General features: G+C 40.0%; 23 protein-coding genes and 1 pseudogene. 14 read left to right on the forward strand and 10 right to left on the reverse strand.

Annotated elements, in window-relative coordinates; genetic code table 11:
- Positions 1–137: 137 nt before the first annotated feature.
- The 10 genes and pseudogenes from kam1_RS00390 to kam1_RS00435 all read left to right on the forward strand — a co-directional run bounded on the left by kam1_RS00390 (position 138) and on the right by kam1_RS00435 (position 10223).
- The gene (locus tag kam1_RS00390) at positions 138–815 is read left to right on the forward strand and encodes an ATP-dependent Clp protease proteolytic subunit (protein WP_143958140.1); all 678 of its coding nucleotides are present in this window, start codon (positions 138–140) and stop codon (positions 813–815) included.
- Entirely contained in the window at positions 812–1432 is a 621-nt protein-coding gene (locus tag kam1_RS00395) for an NfeD family protein (RefSeq protein ID WP_172616746.1), read from the forward strand. Before kam1_RS00390 ends, kam1_RS00395 begins: the two co-directional genes overlap by 4 nt.
- A gap of 18 nt (positions 1433–1450) precedes the next feature.
- Positions 1451–1921 (forward strand): NfeD family protein, encoded by a 471-nt coding sequence (locus kam1_RS00400; protein ID WP_039722127.1) that lies wholly within the window; start codon positions 1451–1453, stop codon positions 1919–1921.
- A gap of 76 nt (positions 1922–1997) precedes the next feature.
- Positions 1998–3005, forward strand: coding sequence for a flotillin-like protein FloA (gene floA / locus kam1_RS00405; RefSeq protein WP_039722128.1), 1008 nt, complete (start codon positions 1998–2000; stop codon positions 3003–3005).
- 20 nt (positions 3006–3025) lie between these two features.
- Positions 3026–3514: a hypothetical protein gene (locus tag kam1_RS00410; RefSeq protein ID WP_039722129.1), complete on the forward strand. Its 489-nt coding sequence runs from the start codon at positions 3026–3028 to the stop codon at positions 3512–3514.
- 72 nt (positions 3515–3586) lie between these two features.
- Positions 3587–4960: an efflux RND transporter periplasmic adaptor subunit gene (locus kam1_RS00415; protein WP_143958142.1), complete on the forward strand. Its 1374-nt coding sequence runs from the start codon at positions 3587–3589 to the stop codon at positions 4958–4960.
- A 6-nt stretch (positions 4961–4966) separates the two neighbouring features.
- A pseudogene (locus tag kam1_RS00420) lies at positions 4967–8175 on the forward strand (efflux RND transporter permease subunit).
- A gap of 340 nt (positions 8176–8515) precedes the next feature.
- Complete coding sequence (locus kam1_RS00425; protein ID WP_039722131.1) at positions 8516–8824, forward strand: DUF883 family protein; 309 nt, start codon at positions 8516–8518, stop codon at positions 8822–8824.
- 274 nt (positions 8825–9098) lie between these two features.
- Positions 9099–9767, forward strand: coding sequence for a MotA/TolQ/ExbB proton channel family protein (locus kam1_RS00430; protein ID WP_235277683.1), 669 nt, complete (start codon positions 9099–9101; stop codon positions 9765–9767).
- 36 nt (positions 9768–9803) lie between these two features.
- Complete coding sequence (locus tag kam1_RS00435) at positions 9804–10223, forward strand: ExbD/TolR family protein (RefSeq protein ID WP_143958143.1); 420 nt, start codon at positions 9804–9806, stop codon at positions 10221–10223.
- 375 nt (positions 10224–10598) lie between these two features.
- On the opposite strand, the gene kam1_RS00440 is transcribed toward kam1_RS00435, so the two are convergent.
- Positions 10599–10784: a hypothetical protein gene (locus tag kam1_RS00440; RefSeq protein ID WP_143958144.1), complete on the reverse strand. Its 186-nt coding sequence runs from the start codon at positions 10782–10784 to the stop codon at positions 10599–10601.
- A 99-nt stretch (positions 10785–10883) separates the two neighbouring features.
- Here kam1_RS00440 and kam1_RS00445 point away from each other — a divergent pair, with 99 nt between their 5' ends.
- The 3 genes from kam1_RS00445 (at position 10884) to mscL (ending at position 12440) form a co-directional block, all read left to right on the forward strand.
- On the forward strand, positions 10884–11249 hold the full coding sequence (locus tag kam1_RS00445) for a DNA polymerase ligase N-terminal domain-containing protein (RefSeq protein ID WP_039722135.1): 366 nt from the start codon (positions 10884–10886) through the stop codon (positions 11247–11249).
- A gap of 218 nt (positions 11250–11467) precedes the next feature.
- Positions 11468–12046: an NUDIX domain-containing protein gene (locus kam1_RS00450; RefSeq protein ID WP_079254296.1), complete on the forward strand. Its 579-nt coding sequence runs from the start codon at positions 11468–11470 to the stop codon at positions 12044–12046.
- A 37-nt stretch (positions 12047–12083) separates the two neighbouring features.
- A complete protein-coding gene (gene mscL, locus kam1_RS00455) occupies positions 12084–12440 on the forward strand; it encodes a large conductance mechanosensitive channel protein MscL (RefSeq protein WP_052250554.1) in 357 nt (118 codons plus the stop codon).
- A 143-nt stretch (positions 12441–12583) separates the two neighbouring features.
- Here the strand turns inward: mscL and kam1_RS00460 are convergent, their stop codons facing one another.
- From kam1_RS00460 to thpR, 8 genes are all read right to left on the reverse strand, one after another.
- The gene (locus tag kam1_RS00460) at positions 12584–13204 is read right to left on the reverse strand and encodes a hypothetical protein (protein WP_039722136.1); all 621 of its coding nucleotides are present in this window, start codon (positions 13202–13204) and stop codon (positions 12584–12586) included.
- A gap of 11 nt (positions 13205–13215) precedes the next feature.
- The gene (locus tag kam1_RS00465) at positions 13216–13974 is read right to left on the reverse strand and encodes an inositol monophosphatase family protein (protein WP_039722137.1); all 759 of its coding nucleotides are present in this window, start codon (positions 13972–13974) and stop codon (positions 13216–13218) included.
- Positions 13975–14087: 113 nt separating this feature from the next.
- Entirely contained in the window at positions 14088–15608 is a 1521-nt protein-coding gene (locus kam1_RS00470) for an ArnT family glycosyltransferase (RefSeq protein ID WP_143958145.1), read from the reverse strand.
- Between the two features lie 26 nt (positions 15609–15634).
- Positions 15635–16249, reverse strand: coding sequence for a methyltransferase domain-containing protein (locus kam1_RS00475; protein WP_039722168.1), 615 nt, complete (start codon positions 16247–16249; stop codon positions 15635–15637).
- 32 nt (positions 16250–16281) lie between these two features.
- Positions 16282–17019 carry a phosphoribosylformylglycinamidine synthase subunit PurQ gene (purQ, locus tag kam1_RS00480; RefSeq protein WP_244946094.1) on the reverse strand — a complete coding sequence of 246 codons (738 nt, stop codon included), beginning with the start codon at positions 17017–17019 and terminating at the stop codon, positions 16282–16284.
- Positions 16998–17252: a phosphoribosylformylglycinamidine synthase subunit PurS gene (gene purS, locus kam1_RS00485; protein WP_039722139.1), complete on the reverse strand. Its 255-nt coding sequence runs from the start codon at positions 17250–17252 to the stop codon at positions 16998–17000. The genes purQ and purS overlap by 22 nt, the downstream gene beginning before the upstream one ends.
- A complete protein-coding gene (gene purB, locus kam1_RS00490; RefSeq protein WP_039722169.1) occupies positions 17245–18576 on the reverse strand; it encodes an adenylosuccinate lyase in 1332 nt (443 codons plus the stop codon). The genes purS and purB overlap by 8 nt, the downstream gene beginning before the upstream one ends.
- A 308-nt stretch (positions 18577–18884) precedes the next feature.
- Positions 18885–19487, reverse strand: coding sequence for an RNA 2',3'-cyclic phosphodiesterase (thpR, locus tag kam1_RS00495; protein WP_143958146.1), 603 nt, complete (start codon positions 19485–19487; stop codon positions 18885–18887).
- Between the two features lie 597 nt (positions 19488–20084).
- Between thpR and kam1_RS00500 the strand changes: the two genes are divergently transcribed.
- Positions 20085–20498 carry an NADH-quinone oxidoreductase subunit A gene (locus kam1_RS00500; RefSeq protein WP_052250561.1) on the forward strand — a complete coding sequence of 138 codons (414 nt, stop codon included), beginning with the start codon at positions 20085–20087 and terminating at the stop codon, positions 20496–20498.
- 577 nt (positions 20499–21075) lie between these two features.
- Here kam1_RS00500 and ilvB read toward each other — a convergent pair.
- On the reverse strand, positions 21076–22845 hold the full coding sequence (gene ilvB, locus kam1_RS00505; protein WP_039722141.1) for a biosynthetic-type acetolactate synthase large subunit: 1770 nt from the start codon (positions 22843–22845) through the stop codon (positions 21076–21078).
- Positions 22846–22983 lie beyond the last annotated feature (138 nt).

Raw genomic sequence — 22983 nt, forward strand, 5'->3', positions numbered from 1 at the left:
GTTTTGAAATTGCAAACAAATGGCAATGTCCGAGTTGGAATGGTATACGGGAAGTTAGGAGCTATTAGTTTATTATTTTTTCTTTTTGTTCATTTCTTCAGGCCCAGATAGTCAAGGATGGGAAAGAGCTTGTTTATGTGATTCCTATTAAGGATGAGATTGAACAATCTATGGTTTATGTGGTGAGGCGTGGAGTAAACGAAGCGATTAAAAGCGGTGCCAAAGACTTGATTATTGAATTAAATACCCCAGGGGGAGAAGCGGAGTCGATGGAAAAAATCATTCAGCAGATTGAACGTTTCCCATTACAGGAAAATACTTTTGCCTTTGTCAATCATAAGGCCTATTCTGCAGGTGCTTTTGTGGCAGCTGCCTGCAGGCATATTTATATGGCTCCGGGTTCGGTTATTGGTGCGGCAACCCCTGTGATGTTTTCTCCTCAAGGTGGCATTCAGAATTTACCGGAAAGCTATGAGAAAAAAATTCTTTCTGCCTATCAAGGACTGATTCGAGCCATTGCTGAACGACACGGCCATAATCCTGCTGTTTTTAATGCCATGGTGGACAAAGATAGTGGACTTGTCATAGATGGCAAAGAAATCCTTCCTAAGGGAAAAGTCTTAACCCTTACCGATACAGAAGCCATTAGGCAGTATGGAAATCCTCCTAAGCCACTTTTAGCCGAAGGCATTGTTCCTAGTTTAGAGCAATTGGTCGAAAAAGTTATAGGGACAAAGGCAATAATTATCCAATTGAAACCTACCGGCTTCGAAAGAATAGGCAGGATTATGACTATGCTAGGTCCTCTTTTTTGACTCTTGGTCTGCTGCTAGCCTATTTAGAACTTCAGACAGGGGGCATTGCTCTAGGAATACTTAGTCTTTTCTGTTTTTGCCTTTATTTTTTGGGTCATTATCTAGCAGGATTAAGTGGTTTTGAGCCGTTTTTCCTTTTCCTCTTTGGTGTTTCTTTGGTATTGGCTGAGGTTTTTTTCTTTCCTGGATTAGTCATCCCAACTCTCATTGGACTGTTCATGGTAGTCATTGCAATCCTATCGGCATCGGCAGAAAAATTACCGACAGAAAATGTGGGAAGTTGGTTTACTAGGATGAAAGAGGGTTTGATATCTTTGACAATTGCCCTAGTTTCAGCCTTTCTACTTATATTTGCTTTTTCCCGTTTTATTCCAAAAAGAGTTTCGATTGCGTGGAATAAAGAGCCGCAACAAAAGAATGAGCAGACCAACGAGCTGTTTGTTGGTATGGAAGGGCAAGCGGTCACCGTCCTTAGACCAAGTGGTTTAGGAAGATTCAATGGGAAGGTAGTAGATGTCGTAAGTCTTGGGGAGTTTATTTCTGAAGGCACTCCAATTCGGATTGTTCGAGTCGAGGGGATCCGGATAGTTGTCGAAGCAGTGGATGGGAAGAGTTAAATTAACCGAAGTCATGCGGTGAAACTCTTGCTTTTGATATTGATCATTACGGGCGGTCTTGGGCTATTCATTGAATCTTTTTTCCCAGGCTATGTTCTGGCATTGTTAGGTTCTTCTTTGTTGTTATCAGCTATCGTCTTAGGTTTTGTCTTTTATGGTCTAATGGGAGGATTAACAGTATTTGGGGTTGAACTTATTGTCTTGCTCTTAATCTTTTGGTTGTGGATCGTAATTTTCCCCAAGACTGGCCTAAAAAAGAAGATGGAGCTTTTGGTGACCAATAAGGAAGAAGAAGGCAATGAGGCCAATTTGTATCTAGGAAAAGAAGGCAGATGCGAGTCTCCATGCAAGCCGCATGGTTTTGTTCGCATAGATTCAAAAAGAGTAGAGGCAGTATCTGAAACAGGATATATTGAAGAAGGAGTGAAGATAAAAGTTGTAGGAATCAAGGAAGGGAAAGCAATTGTAAGAGCTATAAATACTGAATAGTTTTTTTTCTTAAATACTGAATAGCTTTTTTCCTTATTGATACTAAGCCTGTTTAAACAATAAACAAGGGGATTGTGTGATAAGCTGGATTTTGATTGTTTTTTTGCTCATTGTTCTGCTGATTGTTGCAGCGATCCTATTCAATTTTATTGGGTTGTGGATAAAGGCAATGATTACAGGAGCTGCTGTCAGCTTACTGAATCTCGTTGCTATGAGGCTTAGAGGAATTCCTCCCTCGTTGATTGTTAACACAAGAATCACCGCGGTCCGTTCAGGTCTATCTATTTCCACAGCTCAATTAGAATCCCATTATTTGGCAGGCGGTAATGTGGAGCATGTCGTAAGAGCGTTGGTAGCAGCGGATAGGGCGGGGATACCCTTAACATTCAACAGGGCCTGTGCCATTGATCTAGCAACCATAGGGACCGGGAAAAGTGTGTTTGAGGCTGTTCGCACAAGCGTTAATCCTAAAGTAATCGATTGTCCTTTCCAAGTTGGAGGGCCAACCTACATTGCAGGAGTAGCTAAGGATGGAATAACCGTAAAAGCCAAAGCTCGGGTGACCGTTAGAACAAATTTGGAAAGGTTTGTAGGAGGGGCAACGGAAGAAACCATTATTGCTCGAGTAGGAGAAGGCATAGTGACGACCATAGGAATGGCTAATACCTACAAGGAAGTATTAGAACATCCTGATCGGATATCAAAAATCGTGCTTCAGAAAGGATTGGATTCTGGGACAGCTTTTGAGATCTTATCAATAGATATTGCCGAAGTAATTATAGGCGATAATGTAGGAGCAAAACTTCAAGCCGAGCAGGCAGAAGCAGATAAAAGGGTAGCGCAGGCAAAAGCAGAAGTCAGAAGAGCGGCCGCTGTAGCTCTTGAACAGGAAATGAAAGCTAAAGTCGAAGAGATGAGAGCCAAAGTGGTGGAAGCTGAGTCTCAGATCCCCATGGCCATTTCTGAAGCTCTTAGAAAAGGCTATCTTGGAGTGATGGATTATTATAGGTTACGTAACCTTCAAGCGGATACTCAAATGCGAGAGAGCATTTCTGGAGAAACATCTTCTACAACTTCCCCTTAAGATTACTTCTCAAACGGCTTATGAAAGACTTCGTCCCTTTCCTCTTTTTTCTCCTTCTTGTTGCTTTACAGGTCTTCTATGGATTGAGAAGAGGGAGGAAAAACAAGACTTCCTCTAGCCGTGTTCCTTTTCCTTGGGAAAAAGAGAAGCAGCCATCAGAGGAAAAACAACACGCTTCTATGGCAACAAACGAAGAAAGTACCAAGGTATCCATACCCCTGTCGGTAGAAACAGAGTTGCCTGTCATTTTTTCAGAGTCAGAGAAAGTAAGAACATCGCAGAAAGAAGCATCCCTTCCAAGGGAAATAATGGGGACAAAAGAGAACTGGGATATTTTTTCTTATGAGGAAAAGAAACTAGTGAAAAAAGGGATTTCTAAAAAAGAGCTGGTAGCACTTCTCAAAGAAGCTAGTAATTTAAGAAAAGTAGTGATCTTAGCTGAAATTCTTGGGCCTCCTCTTTCCATTTCAAGCAGGCAAAAGGGTATGTTTGGGGAAAATGAGTTGTAAAGAATAATTTCTTTGTTTGTGAGAATAGTTGTTCTACAGTAAGACATTCTTGGTCATGGTCAAAAGAAAAGGTTGGCAGAATTTCTTATTTTTCTTTGGCAGCCTTTCTTTCTTTTTTGGTTTTTTCTCTGCACCATTCAAGCAGAAGAAAAAAAGGGAGAAGTTCTCTATTATACCTGCACGATGCACCCCAGCGTCAAATCAAAAACCCCAGGAAAATGCCCTATTTGTTCAATGGACCTGGTGCCCGTCTATGCTTCCAGTTTTGAAACAAAAGCTGAGCAAAAGATTCCAAAAGAAACCCCGGAAGCCTCTCCCTTTTTTATTCCTCCAGAAAGGCTTCAGGCTATTGGAGTAAGGACCGAGGAGGTACAAGTCCGAAAGTTGAAACTTGAAATTAATGCCCCCGCCATTGTTTCAATCAACGAGTCAAAAATCTACGATATTAACGTTAAGGCGGGCAATGGGTATATTATCAAATTGAATGCCAACTATGTGGGCAAGCATTTTTCCAAGGGAGAAACACTGGCCACTATATTAAGCCAGGATTGGGTTCAGGCGCAGATGGATTATATAAAGGCTTACAGAGCATGGCGGAGGAGCCTTTTAGTAAAAAAAGATAATCCGATACTGCTCGACCAACAATTTTATCACATTCGTGCTAGGCTGCGAGTTTGGGATCTTAATGAGGATCAAATTAGGGAGCTTGAAAAGTATGCTTGGTCAATGTCTGTCAACGATGTGCGAACAGCAAAGGGTATTCGTGGAACCTTTGAACTCCGTTCTCCTATAGATGGGCATATCCATGAAAAAAATGTTTACGAAGGGATGTATTTTACAGCCGGTCAGTCCCTACTCAAGATCGTTGATCTGCAAAATGTGTGGATTTTGGCTGAACTACCAGAAGATCAGGCTCGATATATTTCGATTGGTCTTCCTTGTCTGATAAGTTTCCCTGCTCTGCCTGAAAAAACATTCGAAGCCAAAATTGATTTTATCCAACCTCATTTTGTTGAAGAGACTCGCCGATTGCAAGTGAGGGTTGTTCTGCCTAACCCCCATCATATTCTGCATCCAGGAATGTACGCTGATTTTAAAACGACAATAGATTTTGGAACTAGACTTGCTGTAGCTGAAGATGCGGTGATACCCACAGGAGAACGCTACGTAGTTTTTCTCGATCATGGAGGAGGCCACTTGGAGCCAAAATTTGTGGAAATTGGGGATAAAATAGAAGGCTATTATATTGTCCGAGGGGGACTAAAAGAGGGGGATCGAGTGGTCAGTAGTGCTAATTTTTTAATCGATGCAGAAGCCAGGGTTCAGGGAGCCTTAAAAATATGGAGCAGCGACCATTATCATAAAAGAGAATCAGGAGAGAAAAAAGAATACCAACCGATGCCTCCTTCCCATATGCATCATATGCATGGGATGCCAGGAATGTAAATACCAATGATCAGCCGGATTATTCTTTGGAGTGGAGAAAATCCATTTGTGGTTCTCCTATTTGTTTTCTTTAGCCTTTGTCTTGGGCTTTATTCGGTAGCGCACGTGCCTCTGGATGCCATTCCTGATCTTTCTGACGTTCAAGTGATTGTTTATACTGAATGGCCTGGGAGAAGTCCTACTCTTGTTGAGGATCAAATAACCTATCCGATTTCAACTCGTTTTATTTCCGCTCCGAAAGTCAAATTCGTAAGGGGAGAGTCGATGTTTGGTAAGTCTTTTGTCTATGTGATCTTCGAAGATGGAACAGATCTTTACTGGGCAAGATCGCGGGTTCTTGAATATTTGAACTCGGTTCGATCCTCTCTTCCCGCCAATGTCAATCCGACATTAGGCCCCGATGCGACGGGAGTAGGCTGGATTTATGAGTATGTTCTCCTAGATACATCGGGCAAGCATACCCTCTCTGAACTTCGTTCTTTTCAGGATTGGACGTTACGGTATGCTCTCTCTACCGTTCATGGAGTTTCGGAAATCGCCAGTTTTGGTGGGTATGTTAGACAATATCAAGTAAATATCGATCCTAATAAGCTTTTGGCCTATGGGATCCGTTTTGATGAGGTTGTTCAGGCAATACAGAAGAGCAATCAAGATGTGGGAGGGAAAAGCCTAGAGGTTTCTACAGTCGAATTTTATATACGAGGCAAGGGGTATTTCAGGAATTTAGAAGATATCAGTCAGGTGGTCGTAAAAAGAGACAGGCAGGGTATTCCTGTTGTGGTAAGTCAGTTGGGAGACTTGACGATTGGAGGAGATATTCGTTTTGGTGTCACTGATTATAACGGCATTGGAGAAGCTGTCGGGGGTATAGTCATCATGCGATATGGTGAGAATGCTCTCCAGGTGATTAATGGAATAAAGAAAAAAATCAAGAGTCTAGAACCTTCTTTCCCTCAAGGAGTCAAATTGGTGCCCGTGTATGATCGATCCGAACTAATTTACAAATCTATTGAAACATTGAAAAAAAAGCTTTTTGAAGAATGCCTTATCGTTAGTGCCGTCTGCGTTGTTTTTTTATGGCATCTGCGTAGCTCATTGATTCCTATTTTTATGTTGCCAGCCGCTGTTATCTTATCATTTATCCCTTTTTCTAATTTCCATTTGACAGCCAATATTATGTCTTTGGGTGGCATAGCCATTGCCATAGGAGCCATGATTGATGCAGCCATCATCATGGTGGAGAATGCGCATCGTTCTCTTGAAGAATATAGGATATTGACCGGCAACGATCCCCAGGGGATAATCCGAAAGGAGTTGCTACTGAAAGCGTCTCAAAATGTAGGCAGACCCCTTTTTTTCTCTCTTCTTGTAATTACTGTTTCCTTTTTGCCAATCTTTGCTTTGGAGGCTCAAGAAGGCAGATTATTTAAGCCACTTGCTTTTACAAAAACCTTTTCCATGTTTTTTGCCTCTCTCCTCTCTATCACTCTTGTTCCAGCTCTTATGAACAGCTTTATCCGAGGCAAAATCATTCCTGAACAAAAAAATCCTATCAACCGGTTCCTTTTTTTTCTCTATAAGCCCGTTCTTGAACAAGCTCTTAAACATAGAGCTATTGTTTTGATTCTGGCTCTACTGATTCTTCTCTCTACTTATTATCCATTATCCAGATTGGGCGCAGAGTTCATGCCTCCTTTAAACGAAGGAACAATCCTTTATATGCCGACAGCTGTTCCTGGAATAAGTATTTCTGAAGCGGAGAGATTTCTCAATCTTCAGGATCGTTATCTAATGACATTTCCAGAAGTGGAATCGGTTTTTGGTAAATCAGGACAGGCAGATACAGCCACCGATCCGGCTCCTCTTTCAATGACTGAAACGATCGTCAACTTAAAACCTAAAGATAAATGGAGAAAAGGAATGAATTGGGATAAGTTGATTGCTGAAATGAATCAGAAACTCCATTTCCCTGGGGTGGCGAATGTGTTCTGGATGCCCATTCAAACACGAATTCAAATGCTGACCACAGGGTTTCGCTCCGTTTTGGGGATTAAAATTTTTGGCAAGGATCTTGAGGAGTTGAATAGGCTTGGGGAACAAATCGAAAAAGTCTTACTAGAGATGCCTGAAACAAGGAGTGCTTATGCAGAAAGAATTGAGGGTGGAAATTACATCGATATCATTGTGCGCCGAGATAAACTTGCCCGTTACGGACTGACTGTCGAAGATGTCAACCAAACGATTGAGGGAGCCATTGGAGGGAATACGGTGACGACCACCATCGAAGGTAGAGAGCGCTACCCTGTAAATGTCAGATACCATAGAGATTTTAGAAAAGACGTGGCTTCTCTTTCAAGGATTCTTGTCCCACTGCCGCCTCAAGCCTCATTACAGAGGCAAATGGCTGGTAATCCAACAATGGTTATTGCTTCCTCACAAATTCCATTAGGTGAAGTAACAGACATTCGTTATAGTCAAGGCCCCCACTTGTTAGAAGTGAAAATGCGCAACTGGTGAATTTTGTTTTTGTTGATACGCCTGCGAAGGATTTAGTGGGATATATTAAAAAGGCGGGACAAAAAATTGGGACAACAATCTCATTTCCACCTGGTTATTACATTGAATGGGCCGGTTCTTATGAATATTTTCTTCGAGCGAAAGCTAAATTTTCACTACTTATTCCTTTGACTTTGTTTATCATTTTTGTCCTGATCTATTTTAATACCCATTCTTTAAAGAAAACTCTTATAGTGCTTCTTGCTTTTCCTTTTTCTCTAGTGGGGGCGTTTTGGTTCATTTATCTCCTTAATTATAATTTGAGTGTGGCAGTTGCTGTTGGTTTGATTGCTCTAGCGGGAATCGATGCAGAAACCGGTGTTATTATGCTACTTTATCTTGATCATGCTTTCATGGAAGCAAAGAAAACGGGGAAAATGGGATCGATGGCCGATCTTTTAGATGCCGTTAAGGAAGGAGCAGCAGGAAGAATAAGACCCAAAATAATGACTGTTTGTGCAATTCTTTTTGGCCTTCTGCCTATTTTATGGAGTCAAGAAACAGGAGCGGATGTAATGAAACGGATCGCCGCCCCTATGGTTGGAGGAGTTATTACCTCCGCCTTATTGGAGTTGATTATTTATCCAGTTATCTATATATACCTTGAAAAGCATTCCATTAGCCAATCCAAAAAGGTTACTGAAAAGGCTCGCATCTAAAAAAAGCTTTCGGCTGTAAAAAAGCTGCATAAGATCTCAAATGCTAGTAATTAAAACAATATTTATCCCTTTGGGGGAGGGTAGGCAAGGAGTCAATTAGTGGATTTTATGCTGGTAACAGCCAAAAGCTTGTGAGATTTGGCTACCAACATATTTTCTTCTGGCAATTTGGGAGCGTCATAGCAGTTAAGACTCTACAATATAGTTTTGTCAGAAATAAGGGAATAAGAAAATGTTTTAAAAAAAGTAATGATAATACCAAGCAATTTATATGCGAAATCTTGTCAATTTGCCTTGGTATGTGCTATTGTTTTTTCACAACAATTAGAACAGGAGAAAAATGATGAATGAATTTGTAACCAGGGAAAAACTAGTTAATGATATCAAAGCTGTACTTCATGATGCTGATATTCTCCTCAAAACGACTGCTGGTGATATTGGAGAAAAAACAAAGGATGCCATTGACAGGCTAAACACCAAATTAAATTCTTTAAGAGATTACTTAAGCAATTCAGAAGATTGGCTTGTCGATAAAGCAAAAGAAAGAGCCAAAACTACAGATGAAATTATTCGGAAAAATCCTTATCAATCGATAGGAATTTCATTATTGGTGGGTATTGCTATTGGCATTATCCTTGGCAGAAAATAAGTAGCTTTGTTGGTCTTTTTTTTTTTGAAAAACCAATAAGACTAAACCATGTTTTTTTTCTATTATCAAAAAGAAATACGTAATGGGCATATTTGACTGTCTATTGATTCTGTATTAAATAATATAGGCTTTTGGGCAAGGATTTGGTGGAAGACGATATAAAAGACTTGATTTATTTTAGAAAACTATATTTTTCTTGAGAACATTTCTTCTATTTTTTTTTAGAAATATATAATTGCTTATGATTCAATTTTTTTTAAAAGGCGGACCAATCATGTGGCCAATTCTGGCCCTATCCGTTATAACTCTCGCTGTCATATTCGAGAGATTGCTTTTTCTGATTGAAATAAGTCGCAATAGAAAACGCAAGCTAGTGACGAAATTCCTAGAACTTGTTGGGCATGGAAGATATGAAGAGGCATTAGCTATAGCTGAAAAAAACAAAGATTACGTTCTCAAAGTCTTACAAGAAGGGTTGAAGCATAAAGATGGAGCCTTAGAAGATGCTCTGCTTGAAGCTGCCAGCGAGCAGTTGGAAAGGTTTAATAAGGGGCTCGTTGTCCTTGATACAGCAGTAACTCTAGGACCGTTATTGGGGCTTTTAGGAACGGTTACTGGGATGATGCATGCATTTAGTATTGTGGGCTCTGGAGAGATTGCCGGAAAACAAGCTGCTATTACGGGAGGTGTTGCCGAGTCTTTGATTGCTGTTAGCTTTGGTCTTGCCGTAGCCATTGTAGCTATCATTCCTTTAAATTTTTTCAATGCTCGAATGGATAGAGCAAGAAGAAGAATAGAAGAAGCTTCTACGCGTCTTGTCTTGCTTTTAAGAGGGCAAGAGGAGGCAGAGGGGACAGCTAGCAGACCTACCATTGGGAATCCTTCTTCTTTGGAAGGAATTTCCAATTCCAAAATTCAATCCAGTTCTTCGGTGTTGCCATAAAGGCAACAAGTTGCTATCTTTTTTGCACATTGAACTATGCAAATAGTATCTCCTAGAAGAAAAAGACCTAGACTAGAAATCATTCCTTTTATTGATGTAATGTTTTTTTTGCTAGCTACGTTTATGATGGTTTCCTTAGCAATGATTAAAAACGAAGGTCAAACCGTTAATTTGCCGTTTGCAAAGAGCTCATCTTCTATCGAAAGGAAAGAAAAAGAAACTACCATTACCATTACTGATAAAGGAGACATTTATTTTAATAAAGAGCAAGTTACCATAGAATCTTTACCAGCAAAAATTATGGAATTAAAAAATCAAGAGGCAGATCCAAGAGTTTTTCTCAACGGGGATTGCAAGGCAACGTTTGAAAAAGTAACGGCTGTATTAGATTTGATCAGAAAACAGGGAATAACTAAGATAGCCATTCAAACGACTAAAGAAGCCAAGGGGAAATAGGAAGAAGATTTTTTGGAAGATTTGTGTATAATCCTTTGCAATCCGAAGCAGAGAGGAACCTCTGGAGAGTACCCAGAGTCAATCCAGATTAGTAGCGGCGGATAAATGGTGATATAAAGAAACCACTAGCTGTCTAATGGTAGATAGAAGTTGTAGAAGAATCTGTCCTTTAGTTTCAGAATCATCTTCGAAAAGAAAAGGAAGCAAGATTGCATTCTTTATCCAGCCATTGCAAGTAAAAATAACAAAAGCTTATTAAGGATCGGATATAATTTTTTCCGATCCTCCTTAGATGTTGTAATTGCAATAAATATGTCGCTTGTTCCTCTCGAGAGGCTTCTTTATTGCGGGATTGAAGGCAAGAATGGAAGAAGGCTATGAGCAATCACAATCTTTTCCCTTGTGTACCGCACAATCTTCTTTCTTTGCACACTTATCTGCACAGCCACATTTGACTTTCTTTTTTGCAATTTCGATGGCTTGTGAAGCATACAAAGAAGAAACAGAAATTAAAGAGAGGGAAACAAAAAGAATAGAACTTAATTTAAATAGGTTTTTCATTCTGCAAATTGATAGGAAAAGCGCAAAAAAAGTCAAGGTTTTTAGGAATAAAAAGCAAAGATCCAAGATCTTATAGTTTTATTTCGATAAAATAGATACATGAATAGATTTGTAATCCAGGAGCATTATGCGCGCCGCCATCATTATGATTTGAGACTTGAAAAAGATGGAGTGCTTAAAAGCTGGGCAGTTCCTAAAAGTTTACCATTGTCTGGTGAAAAAAGGCTAGCGATTCAGGTAGAAGACCATCCACTGGATTATATTGGATTTGAAGGAAAGATTCCTCAAGGCGAATATGGAGCCGGAACAGTAATTATATGGGATCAGGGAGAATATGAGCCAGTAGAATGGGGAGAGGATAAAATTCTTTTTGTTCTTCACGGAAAAAGATTAAAAGGAAAATATGCTCTGATCCATTTAAAAAAAACAACCCCTGGCCATTGGCTACTTATGAAACTAGATTGATGCATAATACACTAGAAATGATTTACGGAGAAAACTTGCTAGAAAGCTTAGTCCTACAAACATAATGTCTATGTAGATTCTAAAAACGTAGGGTGTAGGTAGCTCCGAACTAATGGCTATGGAGCGGGGGGCTGGGTTCTCTTTAAATATCCATGCAAAACCTTTTGACCAAAGCAAAATCCCCTTGATGAAGCTAGAGGAGAAGGACACATTGTGAAATGACCCCAATCGATTCGTCTTCTGGGATGCAACACTTAGGGCTACGTCCAGAAATACCTCGATTTGCACTGACAACAGACTGTGTTGTCATCGGATTTATGCCTGATAGCTTGCATCTACTACTTATTCAAAGGCGAAATCCACCTTTTCAAGGCATGTGGGCTCTGCCAGGAGGTTTTGTTGAGGAAAATGAGGATTTGGAAGAAGCAGCCTTACGAGAACTTAAGGAAGAAACAAACATAAGCCCCTCACGAATAGTTCAAATTGGTGCGTTTGGGAAACCTGGCAGAGATCCTCGAGGTAGAGTCATAAGTATAGCCTTTTTATTAGTGATGCCTTTTGAGAATCTCAAACCAACTGCTGGGGATGATGCCAAAAAAGCGTGTTTTTTCCCATTAAATCAATTACCCCTCCTTGCCTTTGATCATCAATCTATTATTGCGCAAGGTTGTCAAAAGTTGCTGTTTCTCTTAAACGGAGAAAAAGAAGATAACCCTTTTGCTTTGGAAAAAGTCGATAAGAAAGTTTTTCAAAAAATATTAAAAGAAGCATTGGATAAAATGTCTAAAAAGAATTAGGATTAGGCTAGACTAAGCTAAAGAATAAAAAGGACTTATGCAAAGCTTTCTGAAAGAATTTAAAGAATTTGCTTTCAAAGGCAATGCAATAGATATGGCAGTGGGGGTTGTTGTCGGGACGGCTTTTAATCAAATCGTTAGTTCTTTTGTAAACGATATTATCATGCCTCCACTTGGAGTGCTTATAGGGGGAGTCGATTTTAAAAATCTCCAGTTGGTCTTAGTCCCCATACGCAAGGACGCTTTGGGCAAAACCATTCCTGAAGTAGCTATTCATTATGGGCTTTTCATTAATGCCATCGTGCAATTCTTTATTATTTGCTTGAGTGTTTTTATAGCAATCAAATTTGTCAATAAGATGCTCTCTATGCGCCTCCCTCAAAAAGACCAATAAAAGGGGAATCTTCTTTGCTTTTGCGCAAAAGACTCCTTCATTCTTGTTTGTGTAGAGTTTTGTTCTGAATGAGCAATTTCGTTCTAAGGGCTCTTAGCTTTTCTCTTTTCAAGTATTGAGAGGAAAGATATGTGGGTAGGAATCTAACGAGGCAGGGGAGGAGGAGGAGATTGATTCGATTTTTTAGGAATGTTTTTGCTCATATCAATGATTTGATAGTCTTTGGGTGGATCGAATAATTCTGGCGGTTGTGGCCCTTTTTGGTAATTAATCCACTCTACAACATTTTTCCCATCTTCGCTGCTAAGACGGAGGGGTGAACGATTTTCTTTACTAATCCAAAGGAAAGCTTTCCCAAAAGACCCGACCACTTCAAATTTATCGCAAACGACCTCATTCAGGGTTTCTGTTCCTTCTGGAGTAATATTGCTAAGGGTATTAGAGGCTATAGGGTCTTTCTCTTTCAGTTCTTGCGAATATGGGATGACAAAACAAAGTTTCCGATTGGGCATGAGGCTATAAATGACGCCTAGATCGGATCTGTAAATCATGACATTTTCCTTTTCTTCTTCCAGCAGCTCTAGCCTCATTTTCTTGTCATCAACAAATACTCTTTGTTTTCTGGGTGGAAAGCCTGCACCATGGATGATTTGCAGAACACTAAATTGTGTGTCTTCTTTGAAAGGAATGCCTCCATATGTCTTAAAGCATAGAAGCAAAAAAAGAAGCTGGATACTCAGCGTGCATGCAATCTGTAAAGACATAGAAAACCAAATTAATCAAAAGTTACAAAATCGAGATTCAATGATCCATTAGTTGCTTTGAGGGAAAAAGTTTTTCCTTCAATAATAGGTTTTGTCATAATTTTGCCTCCTGACTTTTCTACAAGCAGAATGCCTGCAGCAATATCCCAAATTTGAATTTGTTGCTCTATGTAAAAATCCAATCTGCCACAAGCTACATATGCAAGATCTAGCGCAGCCGATCCTGTAAATCGGATTTTTCTGACTTTTGGAACGAGATTAAAAAACAGGTCTGTGGCTTTAGCAATGGTTTCTTTTGTCCGAGAAAAACCGATCACTCCAACTGATTCTGAAAGAAAAGATCTTTGACTAGATTTAATTACTTTTCCGTTAAGTTTTGGATAACCAGGCTCACTCGCCGTGAAAAGTTCTTCTCTAATTGGATCGTATATGACGCCAGCAATCGTTTCCCCTCTTTTTTGAACCGCTATGGAAATACAAAAGTGAGGGATCCCATAAGTAAAGTTAACCGTTCCATCAAGGGGATCGACAATCCAACATATTTCAGAGTCTTTAGAACCTATGGATCCTTCTTCGCCAATAATTTGATGATCAGGATAATCTTTTAGAATGGATGCAATGATTTTTTCTTGGGCAAGATTATCAAGTTCAATCTTAATATCATGAGAGAATTTTTCAGCTATTTTTATATCAGTTCCGAAATGACGCCGAAGAAAATCTCCAGCTTCCAGTGCCGTTTCAATAGCGGTAGAAAGAAAATCGTTGGGCATGGTTGTGAGAAAGGTTTGCTCTTGTTGTTTTCTTTTTAAAGATCTATCCGTTACGTGTTATTTCAAAACAAAAAGATCGGTTTATCAAGTGCTTAATGAGACTGATGGAACATTCAATTTTCTGATCGAGAAGCAGAAGGGAGGGAAGAAAGCAGCCAAATGGTGTAATATTCTATTTTTTTCCCTTTATATTCTCTCCAGAAACCACCGGAATGTTCTATCTTTGAGAATTCTTTTTTGAGACATTCTGGAAGAAGGCCATTTTGATCGTTTGAAATATAGATTGCTTTGGCATTATGCTGAATTGGATAACTCTCCCAAAAGGCAAATTGTGTTTGTGCTTGAAGGCAAGTAGGAATAAAGACTTTGGAGCTTTGAATTAAAAATTGCAACTCGCTTGCCAAAGCATAGTCGTTGGCAATGAAATATTCAGGATGGAACTTCTTCTGGATTTCGTTTAGCTTGACCGCAACGCTTTGCCATCCTCTGGGTCTCAAAAGAGGATCTTTTTCTGGCTTTATCCCAACAAAAGAAAGATCTTCCCTATGCAGCAGGGCGGTTTGTAAAAAACTAATAGCCAATCCACTGAGCAAAAGCACTTTGATGTGTGGAAGATGAAAAAGCCTTACCATTATATAAGCTAAAAGAATCATCCCTCCAGAAACGGCTGTGACTGTCCAATTGCCTTTTGCTGCTTGATGTAGACTTAGAAAAGTATAGAAGAGAAAGACAGGAAGAAATAATGTAAGAAGAAAAAGGGTTTGTGAAGAACGAAAAGAGGGTGACCAAAGGACCAGAATGACAGAACTAATAATGCCTATGAATAGGAATGGGGAATAGCTCAAAAGCTGTTCTTGGAGAAATTTAATAAGTTCGGTTGGTTCTATAACGAAAGAAGAGGTTAAGCCGCCGCGATGGAGGAGATGATGGACTGTAACCCATCCATGAGTGGCGTTCCAGAGCCATACAGGTAAAGAAAATAAAAAAGAAAAAAGAAGGAAATAGGCATAATTTTGTGATAGTAAGAGCTTTCTTTTGTCTGGATAGAACAATAAATAAAGGCTAAAGCAAAGGAGCTCAAATGCATTCACATATTTAGCCAGAAAACCTATTCCCAAGCTCATCCCAGTAAAGATCCAGTATTTTCTTTTGTCTTGCACAAGCGCCTGTAGGAATAGAAAAGCAGAAAGCAGCCAGAAAAATAAGGATGGCGAATCGATTGTCATAAGCACAGAGCCAATCGAAAAAATAGGACAACTGGCTGCAAACAAAACAGAAAGCAAAGCTGTTCGAGAATCAAAAAGTTTTTCAGCTAAGAAATAGATTAACACTCCACTTCCAATGCTGAACAATAGTGCCATGAATCTAATAGCCAAAATGCTGTCTCCAAAAAAAAGGGAACTAATGGCTATACACCAGGCAACGACAGGTCCCTTAGTGGCATAGGAAAGGGATGGATGTTTCGACCATAGCCAATAGTAGGCTTCATCTGGGACGAGCCAAAATGTTGTGGAAAACCACAAATGAAAAAAAAAACCTGCAGCAATGACTCCGAAAGCAATGATTCGGTAAAAAGGACGATGATCCAAAGAAAGGGAGTTTGATTTGGTCCCTTTTGTTATCTCTTTGAGCATTTGAACGGCGGTTATGAGCTTTGGTTTTAAGAAAGTTTTTTATAAAGTCTTACAATTTCTTCTCCTTCTCTTCCAGGATAACAGAAAGAAGGCAACCATTCAGCCTCTAACTGGAAATAGGGATCAAAATGACGATCTATTTCACTTAAAGTAAAGCAATATGGAGGAGGTTCGTCGGAGCTTTCGGTATCAAGAAAAAAAATTCCAAGAAAAAGCCCATCGGACCTCAACATATTATACATTGATTGGACATAATTGGGTCTTTTACTTGGTGGAATAGCACAAAAACAAGTGTGCTCCCAAATTAGATCAAAAGATCCGTGGAACTGCTGCGGAAGAGAAAAAATATCACCCAGAATATACTTTTCAAAAGGAGAATGCGCCTTTTTTTTGGCCGTCTCAATAGCTGAGGGAGCAAAATCGATACCTACGGCTTCAATCTTTAGGCTTGCTAAATAACGGACATCATTGCCAGTTCCACATCCTGGAACAAGCACCCTTTTGGGTGGAGGGAGTAGACGTATGACTTCTATAAGTGCAGGAGAAGGTGCCCCTCTATCCCAGCCTGTTTCTCCAGATTGATATTTCGATTCCCAATATAAATAATCATCCAGAGGAGGGGTAGGAAAGTTTGGATCCATTGGTCTAATAAATTGAATGATCAGCCGGTTTGTCAATCAACAAGACAATAGTTTTTCTCTTTGACTTCAATGTACCTGCAAACTGATTCAAAAATCTTTTTCCCGTCAACAGAACCCAATTCGTTTTCTGATGCCCTTTCAGGGTGTGGCATCAAGCCAAGGATATTTCCTTTGAGATTACGAATGCCAGCAATGTTCCTCAGAGACCCATTGGGATTGGATTGATGGCTAATATTCCCTTTAGCATCGCAATAGCGGAGCAGGATCTGCCCTTCCGATTCCATTTTTTGGAGGGTTTGTGGGTCCGCATAAAAACAGCCTTGCCCATGAGCGATAGGGATTTGAATGACTTCCCCAGAATAAAAAAGGGAAGTAAAGATTGACTCATTTGTCTCTACTCGTAAATAAACAGGAGAGCAGATGAAACGAAGGCAACGGTTAGTGATCAAAGCTCCAGGGAGAAGCTTTGATTCGCAAAGAATTTGAAAACCGTTACAAATTCCAACAATGGGAACCCCAATGCTAGCTGCTTCTTTAACCGCACCCATAATATTCGATAAGGAGGCTATCGCTCCACTTCTGAGATAATCTCCATAAGAAAATCCTCCTGGAAGGATGATAGCATCTACAGAGGGTATTTTTTTTTCTGTATGCCAGAGTAGCGTTGCTTTGTGCTTAAGCACTTTTTCAACGACATAAACACAATCAGGGCCGCAATTTGAACCAGGAAACTCGATAATCGCCCAATTCATTGTCCTTCCTTTTCCCATTCTATTTTATACTCTTCTATTATGGGATTGGATAAAAAATTTTTGGTGATCTCTTCTACTTTTCGTTTCAATTTTTCTTGGTCGGCCTCTTTAAATTCGATCACAATTTCCTTGCCTACTCGGACCGATAGGGTTTCTTCAAGCCCTAAATGAATCAGTGCATTTCGGACCGCTTCTCCTTGAGGATCAAAAACTCCCTCTTTAGGAAGAATCAGTATTTTAGTCCTAGTCATGTTCGTGGGATGTAACGGGTTGGTCTTCAATTTTTACTCCGCATCGATGGAAAAGAGTAGGGACATTTTTCAGATAAAAGTCAAGGGAGCAAAGAGAATTGATCTCTTTAGGCTCAAGAAGAGTCGAAATGAAGGGATGAGATTTAGCATAAACACTCAATGGGAGGTCGCCTTGCCAACAACTCATTGCTACTTGCTGTACCGCTTCATATGCTTCTTTTCTACTTATACCCTTTTGAACGAGAGCCAACATCAGCCCTTCTGATGCAAAGAGCTCACGACTGGCTAGGATATTTTCTTTCATTCTTTCTGGATAAACAGTTTGACCTTTGAGGACATCCGAAAGCAATGCAAGCATGTAATCAAGCAGGATGGTGGCATCAGGGAAAGCCACTCTTTCTACAGAGGAATGGCTGATGTCTCTTTCATGCCAGAGGCTTATATTCTCCATAGCAGAAAGAGCGTAGCCTCTCAGAAGCCGGGCTAGGCCGCAGAGTCTTTCGCAAAGAATGGGATTTTTTTTGTGTGGCATGGCACTGCTACCTTTCTGCTTTGGCTTGAATGGCTCTTCGACTTCGAGGACTTCAGATCTTTGTAAATGACGAAACTCTGTAGCCCATCGCTCCACAGAGCTCCCAATAAGAGCGATGCAATTTAGAAAAAAAGCGTGTCGATCCCGAGGGATCACTTGAGAGGAAATAGGCTCAACTTTTAATCCAAGTTTTTTTAGCACAATTGCTTCGACCTCCGGATCCAAGTGGGCATACGTCCCAACCGCACCAGAAATCATGCCATAAGAAATTTCTTCTTTAGCCTGCAGCAGTCGGCTACGTGCTCTTTTAAATTCTTCAAGCATCTGCAGCAGCTTTAATCCATAAGTCGTAGGTTCGGCAAATACCCCATGGGTTCTTCCAATCATGGGGACAAAGGCATACTGGATGGCTTTCTCTTCGATCACTTTAAGCAGAATGTCGATATCAGAAAGGAGAAGCTCTGCGGCTTCTTTCAATTGGAGAGCAAAGGTGGTATCAAGGATATCTGAAGAAGTTAAACCAAAGTGGAGATACCTTCCAGCCGGACCAATCTGTTCAGCAAGTGGTTCAAGGAAAGCAAGAATTTCATGCTGAGTGATCGCTTCGCGTTTCTTAATTTCCTCGAGGCCAATTGATATATTTTTCTGAATGTCTTTTGTTTCTTCTCTTGGTAAATAGCCCAACTCAACCAGAGTTTCTAAAACGAGAAATTCAATTTTAATCCAACTGTCAACTCTTTTTTGTTCGCTCCAAATTTGGAGCATGGGTTCGCGAGAGTACCGATCGATCATAGAAAAGCTTACAAAGAATGAGGAAGAATTGAAAATAAAAAAATCTTTTTGGCAAAGAAAATTGGAGGCAAGAAAAATAATGCATTCGTTAAACTTTTTGCTTCTAGCCACCTACCAAGCGCATGAGGGCTATGTCCTCTCTTAGGGGGAGGAATTTATCCTATGTTTGGCTTAACAAAGTTGGCAAGCGCTTCCGTAGACTCTGGCCTAGTGGTGAAAAATAGGAATTTTTAGTGTTATTTCCCACTCAAAGAATGCATAGGGCCAGACGCAGATCTATGGTCTTAATGGTTGGGGCTACATCGCATTCATTCTGGCTTCAATGAGTAACTCCAAATTTTTGTATAATGACTTCCTGAAGGTTTCAGTTCAGACCGTACTAAATGCAAAGCCTCTATTGTTAGTTCGAAAGGTGTAGGCAGAGCGATGGTTTGGTTTTTTTTCATATTACTTGGTACGCTCTTATTAGAAACATGGCGAAAGACAGTGATATGTGGAATAAATTTATCGTAAGCCTGAAAGGAAACTTTATTATCGATCATAAGCTGGATAAGTTTTTTGATCAATTTTTCTAGGGCTAAAGGCACCAGAGTGGCTTCAAACCATATAATACCTTCTTTCCCTTTCTTTTTAAAAACAGCTTTATCGAAATAGAGAGAGAGCGGAAACCCCTCAGGTTTTAAAAAAGAAGGGATCTGTTTTGTAATTTCATCCATAAGGCTTGGTAAATGCCAACCTAAGAAAAGAACAGTTACATGAAGAGAATCTTGAGGAATGGCTCTCCCTTCAATTTTTGGAAATAAATCCTTTGCGAGCTTACTTAAAAGGGATTGTAGATTTTCATCCGGCCAAAAAGCAAAAAAAAATCTTTCTTTTTTTTCTTCTTCTTTGAAATCAGTTGAAAGATTCATTCGACAAGTCTGCACCAAAGTGCGCCTCCTCTAACTGGCACAGTATTGTAGGATAGGAGTGAAATGGCCAAAAAGTTTTTTGGGAAATTATAATACAAAATTGTTCTAGTGCAAAACTCATCTTTTGCTTAGATCCTCCCCCAAGCTCTGACTACGGTGCGACAACAGCCGCGATGAATCTATTGATAGCTATAGAAGCTACTCCTGGATGAATGCCATAAAGCTTGTTAGGAAGCAACAGGTTTCTGTGGTCCTTTCCCTAGTTCAAATTTTAACCAGCAGAATCTAGTATAGGGGAGTGGCAATGGACTTCTAAAAGCTCTCATCCCGCTCAGAAACCATCGATATGGTATAGAGGGAATTAGGAAAACACAAAGAGAAGCTCTTCAATAGATATATGAGCCGAAGTATTTTTCAGGCATTTCCTGTTCAACCGACGAATATACTGCTTGAGATTCGGATTTGCCTGAAAAAAGGCTTTGCTATAGAGAAAGACTTTCAGCATACTAGAGTAGATCATTGAAATATAATAAAAAACTTTTTTTTTCTAATGAGTAATGGCAATAGTAAAAGATAAAAAAGGGGTTTTTTATTGTTATGAGTTTATTTTTAGCACAATCACAGCCTTTATCAGAACAAATCAACACGCTTGCCTTTGTGTTTCAATTTCTGGCTGCCCTTCTTGTTGCTGCTGGAATGCTTGGCGTTGCTGCTCTAATTGGGCAAAAAGGGAGGAAAACAAAAGAAAAAGATATTCCCTATGAATGTGGAAAGGATCCAATAGGTCCTCAGAATCCACGATTTTCTGTAAAGTTTTATATGGTGGCAATGCTTTTCATTCTTTTTGACATCGAGACAATTTTTTTCTTTGCTTGGGCTATATCCTATCAAGACCTTTTGTCTCAGGGAATAGGAGCGTTGTTTGTTATTCTATTTTTTCTGTTTTTGCTTGGGGTGGGTTTTGTCTATGAAGTTCAGAAAAAATCTTTGGATTGGACTCAAAGAGGATAAGGTTCTCCAAAGACGTGTTTTTTTTGGTACAAATGCTCTATTGACATATATTCCCCACTTATGGAATTTCCTCCCATCTAGAGGTGTATTGTGGGATGTTCCTTCGTTCCTCTTTTTACTCTGTGAAACCTCTTTGTAGTAACAATCTCTAGATGTAGTCGAACTTCTGAGTTGCCTATCAGTCGTAATATCCAATTCTCTTGATATTAAGTCATTCAATCTTTCCTATGCGGATAGCCCATTAACCTGGGCTTTGGCTAATAGGGGCGTTTTGAGTTTACTTTTTACTGAGCCCTTTTTGGCTTTGTAAAATACTCGAGAGAGAAGCATAGTTAGAGAAGATGCCGAAAGGACCCAGGAATTGCAGGACCTCTTTGTGATTACTTTTTGCTCCCTTTAATACTCTATTAAGGAAAGCTTATAAGAGGTTTGTTTGACTTGGAACACTAAATTGCTTACTCAGTTTACTCCCCTTGAGATAGGGGGAGGAGAAATTTCTTAGAGATGCGAATCTAAAAAACACCTATCCCATTTATACAAACGTAATATCCTATTGTTAGAAGTTCTTTTTTGATTATCAATCGTTATCAATAATAATGTCCTTAACAGTCATTCCTGCAGGAATCATAGGCAAAACATGCTCGGTATAGGGAACGACTACGTCAAGGACATATGGTTCTTGAGCCTCAAGCATTCTTTTTAGAGCTGGAACCAATTCCTCAGGTTTTGTTACTCTTTCTGCTTTGACTCCAAAGCCTTTGCAGATCTGAGGGAAATCAGGATAAATCATCTTTTTGTTATTCGGGCATCCAAGAAAAGTATGGGCTCTGTTACTATCATAGAACCGATCTTCCCATTGTACTACCATTCCAAGGTGTTGATTATTCAAAATAACAGCCTTAACAGGTATTTCTTCGGTAACTGCAGTGGCAAGTTCCTGAATATTCATTAGAAAGCTGCCATCCCCATCGATATCTATGACAGTTGCATCAGGAATCGCTATTTTTGCACCTAGCGCAGCCGGAAAACCGAATCCCATCGCTCCCAGTCCACCGGATGTCAAAAAGGTCCGAGGATGATGAAAGTTATAGAATTGTCCAGCCCACATCTGATGTTGGCCCACTCCAGTGGTTAAGATCGCTTCCCCGCGAGTCAGCTTGTAGATCTCTTCAACAACCATTTGAGGAAGAATATGATCTTCTGTTTTTCTGTAACGAAAAGGAAATTTCATTTTCCAAGCTTGGATTTCTTCATGCCAAGTGGAAAGGTCTGGAGGATGCCATTTTGTTTCATTGATAAGCTGGTTCAACGTAGAAAGGGCCTCTTTTATATCAGCCAAGACCGCTAAGTCGACTCTTTTGTTCTTATTTAACTCAGAGTTGTCGATGTCGATATGTACGATGAGTGCTTTTGGAGCAAAGGCTTCTACTTTCCCTGTAACCCGATCGTCGAATCTTACCCCAAAGGCTAGGAGCAGATCACACTGATCGACCGCAAAATTCGCATAAACTGATCCATGCATGCCAAGCCACTTGAGGGATAGTTTATGATTCTCGGGAAAGGAGCCAATACCCATCAGTGTGGTTGTGACTGGAATGTTTGTTTTTTCAGCGAATTTTAAAAGTTCAAGATGAGCGCCACTGGAAATAATGCCTCCGCCGACGTACAGCACAGGTCTTTTAGCTTTTCCTATCCAATCGAGAATCGTCTTAAGTATGGAACGATCCAAAGGAGGGGGAGCGAGTTTTGATTCCAAGCCTGTAGAAGTGGGGAAAAAAGGTTTAAATACAGCTTGTTGGACATCCTTAGGAATATCAATAACGACTGGCCCTGGTCTGCCGGACCTTGCGATCAAAAGAGCCTCTTTTATGATCTGTGGAATTTCTCTTGGATCTATGACCAAATAGCTATGTTTAACAATGGGTAAGGTAATCCCAAAAACATCCGTTTCTTGAAAGGCTCCTTTCCCAATCATATCTTTTTTGACTTGTCCCGTGATTGCAACTAACGGAACCGAATCCATATAAGCATCAGCGATACCGGTGACAAGATTGGTGGCTCCTGGCCCAGAAGTTGACATGCATACTCCAACTTTTCCCGTGGCTCGAGCATAGCCTTCAGCCATAAAAACTCCACCCTGCTCATGTCGAGGAAGTACGGTTCTAAGGGATTTAGCTCTCGTAAGAGATTGGTGCATCGGCATACTTGCACCGCCAGGATAAGCAAAAATGGTAGTTACGCCTTCTTTCTCAAGTGAAGCGACTACACAATCTGCTCCAGACATCTCTGGGCCAACTGTACCTTCTTTTGAAGAAGGCAATTGAATGGAAATCGAACCAATGGCCATAATAACTGAATAATGGTTAAAATTTTAGTTTATTTTTAAATACATCATGATAAAAAAATACAGTTATTTTATCTTTCTTCCTCTTTTAATATAAGGATTAGTTAAAATGGATTATTGCAATGATTTTTTCAACTGATT

It is taken from the genome of Methylacidiphilum kamchatkense Kam1 (assembly GCF_007475525.1).
GTDB classification, from domain to species: Bacteria; Verrucomicrobiota; Verrucomicrobiia; order Methylacidiphilales; family Methylacidiphilaceae; genus Methylacidiphilum; species Methylacidiphilum kamchatkense.

Excerpts from the sequence above, each read along its gene's own strand:
- kam1_RS00500 (WP_052250561.1), top strand. The coding sequence starts at position 20,085 with ATGAGTTTATTTTTAGCACAATCACAGCCTTTATCAGAACAAATCAAC.
- purB (WP_039722169.1), bottom strand. The coding sequence starts at position 18,576 with ATGATCGATCGGTACTCTCGCGAACCCATGCTCCAAATTTGGAGCGAA.
- kam1_RS00445 (WP_039722135.1), top strand. The coding sequence starts at position 10,884 with ATGAATAGATTTGTAATCCAGGAGCATTATGCGCGCCGCCATCATTAT.
- kam1_RS00465 (WP_039722137.1), bottom strand. The coding sequence starts at position 13,974 with ATGCCCAACGATTTTCTTTCTACCGCTATTGAAACGGCACTGGAAGCT.
- kam1_RS00460 (WP_039722136.1), bottom strand. The coding sequence starts at position 13,204 with ATGTCTTTACAGATTGCATGCACGCTGAGTATCCAGCTTCTTTTTTTG.
- kam1_RS00425 (WP_039722131.1), top strand. The coding sequence starts at position 8,516 with ATGATGAATGAATTTGTAACCAGGGAAAAACTAGTTAATGATATCAAA.
- purS (WP_039722139.1), bottom strand. The coding sequence starts at position 17,252 with ATGACTAGGACTAAAATACTGATTCTTCCTAAAGAGGGAGTTTTTGAT.
- kam1_RS00470 (WP_143958145.1), bottom strand. The coding sequence starts at position 15,608 with ATGCTCAAAGAGATAACAAAAGGGACCAAATCAAACTCCCTTTCTTTG.
- kam1_RS00440 (WP_143958144.1), bottom strand. The coding sequence starts at position 10,784 with ATGAAAAACCTATTTAAATTAAGTTCTATTCTTTTTGTTTCCCTCTCT.
- kam1_RS00435 (WP_143958143.1), top strand. The coding sequence starts at position 9,804 with ATGCAAATAGTATCTCCTAGAAGAAAAAGACCTAGACTAGAAATCATT.
- mscL (WP_052250554.1), top strand. The coding sequence starts at position 12,084 with ATGCAAAGCTTTCTGAAAGAATTTAAAGAATTTGCTTTCAAAGGCAAT.
- kam1_RS00410 (WP_039722129.1), top strand. The coding sequence starts at position 3,026 with ATGAAAGACTTCGTCCCTTTCCTCTTTTTTCTCCTTCTTGTTGCTTTA.
- kam1_RS00475 (WP_039722168.1), bottom strand. The coding sequence starts at position 16,249 with ATGGATCCAAACTTTCCTACCCCTCCTCTGGATGATTATTTATATTGG.
- thpR (WP_143958146.1), bottom strand. The coding sequence starts at position 19,487 with ATGAATCTTTCAACTGATTTCAAAGAAGAAGAAAAAAAAGAAAGATTT.
- purQ (WP_244946094.1), bottom strand. The coding sequence starts at position 17,019 with ATGGGAAAAGGAAGGACAATGAATTGGGCGATTATCGAGTTTCCTGGT.
- ilvB (WP_039722141.1), bottom strand. The coding sequence starts at position 22,845 with ATGGCCATTGGTTCGATTTCCATTCAATTGCCTTCTTCAAAAGAAGGT.
- kam1_RS00450 (WP_079254296.1), top strand. The coding sequence starts at position 11,468 with ATGACCCCAATCGATTCGTCTTCTGGGATGCAACACTTAGGGCTACGT.
- kam1_RS00430 (WP_235277683.1), top strand. The coding sequence starts at position 9,099 with ATGTGGCCAATTCTGGCCCTATCCGTTATAACTCTCGCTGTCATATTC.